This window comes from Paraburkholderia sp. EG287B (assembly GCF_040965595.1).
Taxonomy (GTDB): domain Bacteria; phylum Pseudomonadota; class Gammaproteobacteria; order Burkholderiales; family Burkholderiaceae; genus Paraburkholderia.
The window spans coordinates 1-10,769 of the sequence record NZ_JBFRCG010000052.1 but is presented as its reverse complement, the minus strand read 5'-3'; the positions used below and the strand labels follow the sequence as shown (position 1 = coordinate 10,769).

Below are 10,769 nucleotides of genomic sequence, written 5' to 3'. Positions count from 1 at the left end.
CCGTCGACGACTACGACGCGTTGCTTCCCTGGAAAATGCCGGCCGACCTCCGCTGACCCGCATCACTACCACACCTCACGCGCTCCGCCACCTTACTCTGAGGGGCGTCGTTCGTGGATCGCATACGATCGTTACACATGGCGGATCAGCTTCCAGCAGAACGTCGTCGATCCTCAATCGGATGACTTCGCCCGCGCGCATGCCCGTACTGGCCAACAGGCCAATCATCGATGCGTAGACGTGGGGGCGCAGCGTACGCTGTGGCCGCATCGCCGAAGCGGCATCCAGGATTCGAACGATCTCTTCCTGCGTAAAGATATAGGGCCGTCGCCGCCGCGGTCGAGCGAGCAGCCCACTATCGGGGATCTGTGTCTCGGGAATGCTGGCCTTCAGATAGCAGAGAAACCGTCTAGCCGTTGAGAGGCGGCAAGCCTGCCCGCCGGGGCTGCGGACGGATGATGGACCACATGCCCAGTCAAGCGCAAGTCGAGCATCAATCGGCCATCTGCCGTTTACTCCGGTCACATATTCGACGAAATTGTTCAGCATCCTCGTTCGCGCGGCATCCTTGAATCCCAGGGCTTCCCGGACGGCCAGGTAAGCAGCGAGATGGTCACGCAGTTCAAGATGCCCGTTCATGATGTCACTCCCGGCCACGGCAAGGCCACGTGGGCAAGCGCTGCGACGTCGAGCTTTGCGTAAATCCCGGTGGTCTTGATTGATGCATGAGCACATCGGCGACGTCCTTGAAACTCGCACCCCGACAGACCATCCGCGTAGCTGCGGAGTGGCGAAGGGCATGCGCCGCTGCGGGTATGCTATTGATCCCGCAACGCTTCATTGCCTGCCGAACGGTGCCCGATACCAGCGACGAATCGCGAATCGGCCCGTAGGGTTTCCTCGTGCTCAGGAACACCTCACGGCAGGAACAGGCCGGTCGTTCATCACGCAGGTAGACTAACAATGCGTCACCGACGTCGTGCGGCAGCGGTACTCGCCGCTCGCGGTGATTCTTCCCCGGTGCGATGCGTACAGAACCGTCGTCCCAGTCGATGTCATCGAGCGTCAGATGCCTGGCTTCGCAGGCACGCAATCCCAACCTCGCCAGTAGCAGCAGGATAGCTCGGTTGCGCAACTCGTGAGAACCGCCGTCCCGCGACGCATTGATCACACGTTCGGTTTCGTCGGCAGTCAGCCGAACGGGAAGCGACGCATACCGCCATTGGGGCATTGAGGGGATCGCGGCCTCCATCCCAGCGTCCATTACCCCATAAAATACGAGATACCGAAGCCATGACCGAAGAGATGTTCCCGGCTTATTCCGACTGTGGCCGTGAAGCCGGGTAGCCTCCTGGCGAGCGAAATCCGTGAGCCATTCCGCGCGCAATACGCATCGTTCCGGAACAACCACGTCGCGATATTGGGCAAGAAATCTGCGAACGAAAAAGCAGTATTGACGACGCGTGGCCGTCGCGAGACCGGCGACTTGCGACAGGTGGCCATCGAACTCATTGACCCAGCGATCAAGTTCGGCGGGTAATTCGACGAGCCGTGGCGACGTGGCGGTCCTTCGCGGCCTGACAGCACAGTGTAATGTTGACATCAGCTTCTCCAACCGGCCACGATGGCCGATCGGTAAAGCTTGCTCTTTTATGCGAAGTCGCTTCCGGCACTGCGCGCCGCTGCTCGTTGCTGATTGGGCGTCTTCGGCTACCGACATCGAAGAACCGCTGATAACCAGGAACTGTGTCTAAAAGCACTTAGAGACCATTTCAAAAAGACCCCAAGGGGGCTGTTAACCTTTTCGGCAAGCTGTTAACCTTGGTCGTCTGAACAACTGGAACCAAGGGGATGGGCGCACCGATCATTGATGACGAACTGTGGGCATTGATCGAACCTTTGCTACCGCCGCCGAAGCCGCGTCGCAAGAAATACCCGGGGCGGCTTCCGATTTCAGACCGGGCTGCGCTGATCCTGTTCGTATTCAAGACCGGAATACGCTGGTGCGACCTTTCAACCAAGCTGGGATTCGGATCGGGGCCGACCTGCTGGAGGCGTTTGCGCGACTGGCAAAAGGCCGGCGTGTGGAGCGCGTTGCACGAGTTGCTGCTCGCCAAGTTACGCGAGGCCGGCGAACTCGATTTCTCACGGGCAGCGGTCGATTCATCCTCGGTGCGAGCCGTTGGGGCGGGCGAAAAACTGGCCCGAACCCCACCGATCGCTCGCGACCAGGTTCGAAGCATCACATCCTCGTCGACGCCAACGGCGTGCCCATCAGTGCAATCCTGACTGGCGCGAATCGTAACGACGTTACCCAGTTGCTGCCGCTCATTGACGCGATCCCGCCCATTCGCGGCGTACGCGGCCGACCGCTTCGCAAGCCCAAGGTCATCTACGCAGATCGCGGCTACGACTCCGAGCCGCATCGTGAGCGGCTTCGTGCGCGCGGTATCGAACCGGTGATCGCCAGGCGCCGTACGGAACACGGTAGCGGACTCGGCAAATTCCGCTGGGTGGTCGAGCGGACTCACGCATGGCTGCACAATTTTCGTCGTCTTCGCATTCGCTTTGAGCGTCGAGCCGACATTCACGAGGCATTCCTTAAACTTGGTTGCTCGCTCGTCTGCTGGAACATCTTCAGACGTGCCGAGCAGTCTTTTTGAAACGGTCTCTTATGCGCTGCAGGGCATAAGTGCTTACCTTGTTCGCCCCCTATCAAGCTTCTGCCGATGCTTGAAAAGGCGTTCCGCCGCTGCAAGCGCCCGGTCGGCAAGAGCTGGCGGATGGACGAAACCTATGTGAAGGTCCGGGGTGCATGGAAGTTCTCTCCCGCGCCGTCGACAAGGCCGGCAACACGGTTGACTTCCTGCTGCGAGCGAAGCGGGTCAAAGAGGCGGCCCGACGGTAATTCGAGAAGGCCATCGATCAGAATGGCGCGCCCGAAACGGTAACCAACGACAAGAGTGGTGCCAATCTGGCCGGGCTGCGCGCCGTGAACACCGAGCGTGAGACGCCCATCAAGATCCGCCAGGCCAAGTATCTCAACAATATCGTGGAACAAGACCATCGGGCGATCAAGCGCCGTACCTGACCCATCTTGGGATTCAAGGAATTTCGTTGTGCCCGCATCTTGTTGAGCGGCATTGAACTCATGCATATGATCGCCACGGGGCAGATGGAAGGCGCAGGCAAACTCAGACCATCGGCCGCCCGGCAATTCTACTCGCTGGCGATGTAAGTAATCCTCATCATATCGTTATCGTTCGCCCAAATCGCCTTACCGCGACAGAACCCGTGGAGGCGGCAAAAGCCTTTTTCAGGAAGGCCATCAGACATCAGGACCAGCCACCGAAGAGCATCACGCTTGACGGCTATGCGGCCTCGCACCGCGTCGTGCGCGAGATGAAGGCCGATGGCTCGCTGCCTGAGGACACGAAGATCCGATCCTCGAAATATCTCAATAATCTGGTCGAGCAGGACCACCGCAACATCAAGTCCCGAACGAAAGTCATGCTCGGCTTCAAACGTTTCAGGAACGCAGCGATCACGCTCTCTGGTATTGAGCTGGTACATCGCATTCGCAAGGGCCAATTCGGCCTCGCAAAGCTCGGCCTCAAAGATACCACTGCGCCCGCAGTCTGGGAGGCCGTCCTGTCTGCTTGATGAGGTATCCTCTAGAGCCGACGGCGCTCTCATGTCGAACGCAAAGGAACATGCCCGGTACTATGAGGCCCGCGCCCCGGGATACGACGCCTCCGTGGGGTATGGCACCGTGCTGGTCGAAGCCGGCCTGGCGCCGCTCAAGCAGCATCTGGTCAACGCGCTAAGTGGCCTGGATGTGCTCGAAATTGCGTGCGGCACTGGCTACTGGACCCGCGCAATCTCGGGGGCGGCGCGCTCGCTATATGCTGTGGATTACGACGCAGCGTCGCTCGGGCGTGCCCGGCGGCAGCTTGCACAAGAAGATCACGTCCGTTTTGAGCGCGCGAACGCTTATCGGCTCGGCGAAGTGCCCGCCCGGTTCGACGGCGCGTTCGGCATGTTGTGGTGGTCGCACATGCCGCGGGCGCGCGCCTCTCCCGGTCCGCCACCCTGCGCCACGGGCCGCGTCATGGCGTACAAATAACTGTCGCCTGCAACAAGTCCGCGGTTCGGACGTGCTTCGTAATTGATCATCGTCCCCTCGCGGCAAAAACCGAGCCGCTCCATGCTGCTGTGCGCGCGGCCGTCCACCGCACAGCATGCGAACACCCGATACACCCCGGGCTGCGTAATCAGCCAGTCGAGAATGACGCGCAGGGCAAGGATGAATTTGCGACGCTTGCGGCTGCCGCCTTGTCGGCTGATCATCACGCCGAGTTCGACTTGCGGCAACCGGGGCGTGAGTTCCACGATAGCCGTCAGCGCGCCGTCGTCCTCGCCGAACAGGCCGTAGCGGTATCGCAAGCTGTATTGCCAGCCCGTCATGGATTCCGTGATGTATGCGTGCGTGGCCCAGGCGTCAGTATGCCTCGGGATCACGAGATCGAGCATGGTTTCGTTGTCGCTGAACATCTGTTCGAAGAGTGTCGGACAGTCGTCTGGCGTGAGCGGCCTGGCAATCAGGCCGTACGCGCTCATGGTATCGAACGGCTTTAACTCCATGGAAACCTCCTGTGGCACTGTCACGTTGGCGAGGTAGTCACGTAAGGTGTCACGATGAAGAAAAGAAATCGCTTTATCGCGGCCACCGGTTCCCGGCAGCAATCCTTAGTCTCGCGGTTCGGTGGTATTTCAAATTCGGCGCGGGCTTCGCAGATCGCGTCAAAGCTGCCCGCCGCAAGCCTGGGCGCATATGGCATCTGGACGAAGTCTTCGTTACGTTGCGCGGTGAACCTTATCTGCTCTGGCGGGCAGTCGACCAGCACGGCGCCGAACTCGACATCCTGCTGCAGAAACATCGCGATAAGGCCGCAGCAAAGCGCTTCTTCAACCGCGTGCTGGCCGCCTGTGCCAACGCGCCACGAAGGATTGTCATCGATCAGTTGCGCAGCTATCCGGCCGCGAAGGCCGAAATCTCAATTCCCTCTTCAAACGCGGCTTGTGGGGGCCCTCGCCGGTATATCCCTGATCGGCAAACGCGAGCTTAACCGTCTGGCCCGTGGCCTGCTGAACCTGACGCGCAAGTTCGCCGACCTGTGCACTCTCCTGTTCATTGGCGGGCGTCACATGCACAGCAAGCAACTGCCCCAGGGTATCGACGGCCATATGGACTTTGCTACGTTGTTTGCGCTTATAACCGTCATAGTCGGCTCGCGGCCCGCTCTCGCACGTCGACTGCAGCGTGCGGCCATCGAGAACCACTGCGCTGGGCTGCCCCTTGCGGCCTTGAACGACCCGTACGATCGAGCGCAGGTCGCTGACCATGGCCTCGAAGCAACCCGCCTGAATCCAACGTTGTGTTTGCTGGTAGACCATCTCCCATGGCGGAAAGTCGTTGGGCAACAGACGCCATGGCGCACCTGCACGCACGATCCAGCGAAGCGCGTTGAAAATCTCGCGCAATTCGTATCGACGCTACGGCGCGTCTTTGCGCATCAAAGTCAGATACGGCGCAGTGAAGTGCCATTTTTTGTCCGATACATCCGTCGGGTAGGGGCGGCGTTTGCTCATCCCGCCAGGTTACCAGGTTTGGCCGTAAGTGCCTAACACGCTACGTGACAACGCCGTACGGCCTGATGTCGTCGCCATCGCCATCGCCAGCGCTGCGGCCGTCCGCCGTGTTCGACCGGAATCAACCATGACCGACATGGCACTTCTCCAGACGACAGTGCATCGTCCAATTTCGTTGCACGTCCGGTATCATCCGCGAGCACAAGACTTGAAAGCGAAGCCGGTACCAATGCAACCCGGCCAGCACCGCTGGATGCCGGAGCCCGGCCAGCGGCGTGAGATCGAGGACGCTGACAGGGGACCCGCACGCTGCCCCGCAACAGGCGGCCGGCGCGCGGCGTAGCAATCAGTCGGTTACTTTGCCGCTGACTTGAGCGAGTCCGACAGCCCGTTGGAGAACTGCGCTTCGGCGTTCGTGATGCCGTTCTCGAAGTTGCACTTCTGCTCGACCATCTGGAAGTGCATCGCTGCCATTTGCTGCGCTTCCATCTGGGCTTCCATTGCCGCCATTGCGCCTATTTGAACGCCCATTGCCATAGGAGCCTCCGATGAGAAAAGTTGCGTTGGTTGGCTGTTTGCTGCGTTGACCGGGGCCGGTGAAGAAGCACCGACCACAGGGATGATCATAGGCATCCGTAAAAATGCGCACGTGCCGGACGCGAAGGCGGCGCGCCACGTGCGAAGCACGAGGACGGCTGCTTAAACCCTTAAACGCCAACGCGAATCGTTCGATGGAACTGGGAAGCGTGTGTTCTTCTTCGCTCGTGACGAAACATCTTCGCATTTTCGGGCGTTGCGCCCGTGGCGCATGCTAGCGTCGTCAGACCGGGCTTCACTGTTTTCAAAATCCGGGGGCGCGCCGCTTGCACGCTGGACCGTCCACGCTTTAAGGAACGCACATGACACTTCCTGGTTACTATCATATTGGCCCTGCTGCACCTATTGACACCGACGCCGCCGAGCACGAGCCACAATCCCCGCTCCGGCGGCCCTCCGGCGCGCCCACGGCAAGTCAGAACTCTGGCGTGCTCGACGGCCTGACGGCGGGTGGACCGTCGCGGCGTGCGCGGTCCGCCAGCCGTCAGCCGCCTCCCGCACATTCGCCTTCCGGCATGCCGGAAGGTCCGCCGCAAATGTCGCCTCAGGATTTCCAGTCGCACAACGATCAGATGTCGCAGCTATTCCAGCTATGCCAGATGGCGCTGGATGTGTCGCAAAACAGCCGTCAGCTTCTACAAAAGGCTATGGACGGCGAAAGTCAGCTTGCCGCATCGGAAGCCGCGGGGATGGAGCGCGCCGCCCGCTGATTCCCGGTCTTTCTGGAGTGACGAAATGCTGATTAAAGAGCCGCTCGGACTCGCGCAGTCCTTCTTCGGTAAAGATCAAAGACTTCGTCCTGTTGGCCGGGTCTTCGATGAAACCCCGTTCGTAGAGTCGGTTCAGCACATCCCAGTCGAAACCCTTCCATGCGCGGTATCGATCATGCAGGGTCAGGTAGAGAAGTGCCAGGGCGACTTCATCAATTGCGTCGGTGTTGATGTTCACGATGCTTCGCCCGCGGCCGTCCGAACCCGCATACAAAACCGTTCGAGACTGGCCAGAATTTCATCAGCCGACTTGCTCCAGGAAAACGGTTGTGGATAGGCGTTGTAGATGTCCAGGTATTGACGGATCGCGTCTTCGAGTTGACGTGTCGAGCGAACCAGGCTTTGATCGAGGCCGATTTGTGTGTGCCATAGTTACCTGGCATGGCTCTGGTGCAAATAGGCGGTCTGTACGAGATTGTTGTTATCTAGAGGATACCTCATCAAGCAGACAGGACGGCCTCCCAGACTGCGGGCGCAGTGGTATCTTTGAGGCCGAGCTTTGCGAGGCCGAATTGGCCTTTGCGAATGCGATGTACCAACTCAAGGAAACCGATGGCCATGATAAAGCGATTTGTTCTTGGTCATATGGCCATCTTACTCGACCGCCCTTGACAACGCCGACCACGCGCCACCTCCATTTCAGGTGTCATACGCAGATCGACGAAACGCTCGCGTTCATCGAGGAGTCCGCGCAAGGCTGGCTAAACGGCACGCTGATCCGCTGAGTTCTGGAAGACCGCGCAAGCGGCCGGCTCACCGGCATGATCGCGTTGCGTCCGCATCCGCCGCGCGTGGAAATCGGTGTGATTGATCTATACGGACAGCCTCGACAAGATGCAGCAGGTCAACGCAAAGCTGATAGAGGATCCTGAATAGGCAGCCTTGCTCGGCAGGAACAAGGATGTCTGAGCGGAAAGCCTGATGCACGACACTGTCGTCAGGTTGGTATGAAGGCAGGCAGATACCACACGAGCGCGTTGCCATGTTGGCCTGAAACAAGTCTGGTCACGCAAGGGAACCCTTCTAACTGCACGATTCCACCCGCTGACCTGGGACGGTAACACTGAATTTAATTCCGGGATATCAGTCATGATCAAAATGAATGCGAAAAAAGCTATATGCATTGTCGCTGCATCGTTCCTGACTGCATGCGGTGGTGGTGATGGCAGCGATGTAACGTCCGTTGCAGATCCACAAGGAACGTCCGATGCAGATCCACAAGGCTTCTGGCTAGGCAAGTCGAGCAGTGGCCGCACGATCGCAATGCTTGTGCTGGAGACAGGGCAGTACTTTGCTGCGTACTCATTCAACAATTCAGTCGAAGGAATGATCGAGGGAACGTTCGCGGTCGACGGCCCCTCAATCTCCGACCATTCGGCAATCGACTTGAACCTCGCCGTTGGGGCGTCAGCGGTGCCGGCCAAGATTAAGGGTATGGTCGCGGCCAAACAGAAGCTCATCGCTGTGGTAAAGGAAGCCACTCAGACTCAGAAATTCGACGCAACGTACAATTCCGCCTACGATACGTCGCCATCCGTGTCCGAAGTCGCCGGAACGTGGGCGGCAACAGTGGCGGGAAGTGCCGCCCCTACGACCATGACAGTTGCCGGCGATGGCAGTTTCACCGGGGCAAGCGGGTCGTGTACGTTCAGCGGATCATTGAAGCCCCGCGCTTCGGGGAAAAAAGTGCTCGATGGCACAGTGACATTCGAAGACACGTCATGCCCACTGGGGGCGGGCACATCAATCGACTTTGAAGCCGTGACTGCCAACAATCAGATGATCGCGGCGGGCGTTAATTCGGCCAGAAGTGCCGGTTTCGTGTTCGTTGGGATAAGAATGCATTGGGAGGTGAGTAGACCCGGGGAGTTGCACCCCGAGTCTCTCGCACATCCGAACGTGAGCCTCTCGGCTCATTCAGCAGCCGGGTCGGCCGGTGGAATTTCACCACCAGCCGCCCACAGAACCGTGCGTAAACGTCTCCATTTACACGGCTCGTCCCAGCCATTCCCATGCCACCTCGCGATGGCAAAGCGACGCGGAAGATCCAAAGCTCTTCCCGGTTTCCCGGTTGGCGACAACCTTCCTTGAGCTGAGTCATCCCCTTTGCTCCACGCCCATTACTGGCCCTTCAACGCTCGTACGGGATGATCCGCCCCCTGTGGGGGGCGACAAATGGAATGAACGCCCCCACCTACCTGGTGGGAGACGCTGAGAGGAGGCGGACCCTCGCGGGCCGACGGCATCAAAGTGCCCAGATGGAAGATCATCGAGGTCTTCACAGGCAAACCGGAGGGTCCAAATGAAGTATACGACGGTCGGGGTGGACATCGCGAAGAACGTCTTCCAGCTTCACTGGGTGGACGCCAGCACGGGTGAGATTGTGAACAAGCAAGTGAAGCGGGCCGCGTTCCTTGAGCATTTTGCGAATCGCGAGCCCTGCCTGATCGGCATGGAGGCCTGTGGCGGTTCGCAACACTGGGCCAGGCGACTGACGGAAATGGGCCATCAGGTCAAGCTGATGCCAGCGAAGTTCGTCAAGGCGTTCAATATCGGCAACAAGAGTGATCCCGCTGACGCTCGTGCGATCTGGATGGCCACGCAGATGCCCAGCAAGCCCGTCGCCGTGAAGACAGAGGCCCAGCAGGCCGTGCTGGCGCTGCACCGGTTGCGGCAACAGCGAATCAAGTTTCGCACCATGCAGATGAACAGCCTGCGAGGCTTGCTCACAGAATACGGCGAGGTGATGGCAAAGAGTCGTGCTGCGCTGGACAAGGCGATTCCCGGCGTGCTGGCAAGGCTGTCCGAGAGACTGCCGGCGATGCTGATCGATTCACTACGCGAGCTATGGAGCGATCTTGAGCGGCTCGACAGGCAGATCGCTGATATCGAACGGCGCCTGCAGGCCTGGATGAAGGAAGACAGAGCTTGCAAGGCAATTGCCGCGATTCCCGGTGTGGGGCTGCTGACAGCAACGGCCACCGTTGCCACCATGGGCGACGCGAAGGCGTTCAGGTCAGGGCGGGAATTTGCCGCGTGGCTCGGCCTGGTCCCCAAACAGATTGGCACGGGCGGGAAAATCCAGCTACTGGGTATCAGCCGGCGCGGCGACACATACGTACGTACACTGCTGATCCATGGCGCGCGAAGTGTGCTCTATCACGGGAAGCACGTGGGTCCGTGGGCTGAGGAATTGCAGAAGCGACGTCCGTCAAACGTGGTCACCGTAGCGCTGGCGAACAAGATGGCCCGAACAATCTGGGCAATCCTCGCGCATGACAGGCAGTACGATCCAGCTCATGCAACAGCAGAGTCAGCTTGATAGATCGAGCAATAGAGTAAAGCTTGGAGGAATGACGTCGAAAGGTTGCGTTGGCAATCGAGCGTGATGACAAGACTGGTCGGACCGTGACTCGCTGAACCTGAAACATAATTCAAGTGTTCAGCTCGTGCGACAAATGAGGGGCGAGTCAGCGGATTTCATCGGGGCCCGCAGCGTATGAGGCTGCAACGAGGCCGCATATAAAGCTGCAACCCATCCTGTCGAATCAACACGCAAGAAAAACTGGCGCATCGGGGGCGTTCATATAAATTATGTTGGCCGGTCGTTGACGTTTGTTTTGGCCGCCGGAGACGACGAACCACCGGCGGCGCCGCGTCGGCGGGGCAATAGGATGGCTGATCGATTCTTAAAGAAGAAGCGGTCAGCACATGTCTGGAACCCGCATCACCGACCAACAGGTTCGCCTC

Annotated in this window: 7 protein-coding genes and 8 pseudogenes; 8 read left to right on the top strand and 7 right to left on the bottom strand. The window is 59.4% G+C overall.

The window, feature by feature from the left end; all coding sequences use genetic code 11:
• Positions 1–75: 75 nt before the first annotated feature.
• Both AB4Y40_RS42350 and AB4Y40_RS42345 read right to left on the bottom strand, forming a co-directional pair.
• Positions 76–639: a hypothetical protein gene (locus AB4Y40_RS42350; RefSeq protein ID WP_368692936.1), complete on the bottom strand. Its 564-nt coding sequence runs from the start codon at positions 637–639 to the stop codon at positions 76–78.
• A gap of 4 nt (positions 640–643) precedes the next feature.
• Positions 644–1,603: a tyrosine-type recombinase/integrase gene (locus tag AB4Y40_RS42345; RefSeq protein WP_368692935.1), complete on the bottom strand. Its 960-nt coding sequence runs from the start codon at positions 1,601–1,603 to the stop codon at positions 644–646.
• Between the two features lie 248 nt (positions 1,604–1,851).
• Between AB4Y40_RS42345 and AB4Y40_RS42340 the strand changes: the two are divergent.
• The 5 genes and pseudogenes from AB4Y40_RS42340 to AB4Y40_RS42320 all read left to right on the top strand — a co-directional run.
• A pseudogene (locus tag AB4Y40_RS42340) lies at positions 1,852–2,040 on the top strand (transposase); the annotation flags it as partial.
• Positions 2,004–2,663, top strand: a complete 660-nt coding sequence (locus AB4Y40_RS42335) for an IS5 family transposase (protein ID WP_368692934.1) — start codon at positions 2,004–2,006, stop codon at positions 2,661–2,663. The pseudogene AB4Y40_RS42340 and the gene AB4Y40_RS42335, both read left to right, overlap by 37 nt.
• 51 nt (positions 2,664–2,714) lie before the next feature.
• Positions 2,715–3,238, top strand: a pseudogene (locus tag AB4Y40_RS42330) (IS6 family transposase); the annotation flags it as partial.
• Between the two features lie 56 nt (positions 3,239–3,294).
• Positions 3,295–3,663, top strand: a pseudogene (locus tag AB4Y40_RS42325) (DDE-type integrase/transposase/recombinase); the annotation flags it as partial.
• Positions 3,664–3,694: 31 nt separating this feature from the next.
• Positions 3,695–4,006, top strand: a pseudogene (locus AB4Y40_RS42320) (class I SAM-dependent methyltransferase); the annotation flags it as partial.
• Here AB4Y40_RS42320 and AB4Y40_RS42315 read toward each other — a convergent pair.
• The gene (locus AB4Y40_RS42315) at positions 3,994–4,746 is read right to left on the bottom strand and encodes a GNAT family N-acetyltransferase (protein ID WP_368692933.1); all 753 of its coding nucleotides are present in this window, start codon (positions 4,744–4,746) and stop codon (positions 3,994–3,996) included. The pseudogene AB4Y40_RS42320 and the gene AB4Y40_RS42315 overlap by 13 nt on opposite strands.
• Between AB4Y40_RS42315 and AB4Y40_RS42310 the strand changes: the two are divergent.
• Positions 4,662–5,057 (top strand): annotated as a pseudogene (locus AB4Y40_RS42310) (DDE-type integrase/transposase/recombinase); the annotation flags it as partial. The gene AB4Y40_RS42315 and the pseudogene AB4Y40_RS42310 sit on opposite strands and share 85 nt — an antisense overlap.
• A gap of 34 nt (positions 5,058–5,091) precedes the next feature.
• On the opposite strand, the pseudogene AB4Y40_RS42305 reads toward AB4Y40_RS42310, so the two are convergent.
• The 4 genes and pseudogenes from AB4Y40_RS42305 to AB4Y40_RS42290 form a co-directional block, all read right to left on the bottom strand.
• A pseudogene (locus tag AB4Y40_RS42305) lies at positions 5,092–5,652 on the bottom strand (IS5 family transposase); the annotation flags it as partial.
• Between the two features lie 354 nt (positions 5,653–6,006).
• A complete protein-coding gene (locus AB4Y40_RS42300; protein ID WP_368692932.1) occupies positions 6,007–6,279 on the bottom strand; it encodes a hypothetical protein in 273 nt (90 codons plus the stop codon).
• Positions 6,280–6,978: 699 nt separating this feature from the next.
• Positions 6,979–7,197, bottom strand: a pseudogene (locus AB4Y40_RS42295) (DUF6429 family protein); the annotation flags it as partial.
• Positions 7,194–7,352: pseudogene (locus AB4Y40_RS42290) on the bottom strand (IS630 family transposase); the annotation flags it as partial. The pseudogenes AB4Y40_RS42295 and AB4Y40_RS42290, both read right to left, overlap by 4 nt.
• Before the next feature lie 756 nt (positions 7,353–8,108).
• On the opposite strand from AB4Y40_RS42290, the gene AB4Y40_RS42285 reads away from it, so the two are divergent.
• Together AB4Y40_RS42285 and AB4Y40_RS42280 are read left to right on the top strand one after the other, a co-directional pair.
• Entirely contained in the window at positions 8,109–9,110 is a 1,002-nt protein-coding gene (locus tag AB4Y40_RS42285; RefSeq protein WP_368692931.1) for a hypothetical protein, read from the top strand.
• A gap of 211 nt (positions 9,111–9,321) precedes the next feature.
• The gene (locus AB4Y40_RS42280) at positions 9,322–10,341 is read left to right on the top strand and encodes an IS110 family transposase (protein ID WP_368692930.1); all 1,020 of its coding nucleotides are present in this window, start codon (positions 9,322–9,324) and stop codon (positions 10,339–10,341) included.
• Positions 10,342–10,769: the final 428 nt, after the last annotated feature.

Coding starts and splice junctions, on each gene's coding strand:
- AB4Y40_RS42300 (WP_368692932.1), bottom strand. CDS start 6,279: ATGATCATCCCTGTGGTCGGTGCTTCTTCACCGGCCCCGGTCAACGCA.
- AB4Y40_RS42345 (WP_368692935.1), bottom strand. CDS start 1,603: ATGTCAACATTACACTGTGCTGTCAGGCCGCGAAGGACCGCCACGTCG.
- AB4Y40_RS42350 (WP_368692936.1), bottom strand. CDS start 639: ATGAACGGGCATCTTGAACTGCGTGACCATCTCGCTGCTTACCTGGCC.
- AB4Y40_RS42280 (WP_368692930.1), top strand. CDS start 9,322: ATGAAGTATACGACGGTCGGGGTGGACATCGCGAAGAACGTCTTCCAG.
- AB4Y40_RS42285 (WP_368692931.1), top strand. CDS start 8,109: ATGATCAAAATGAATGCGAAAAAAGCTATATGCATTGTCGCTGCATCG.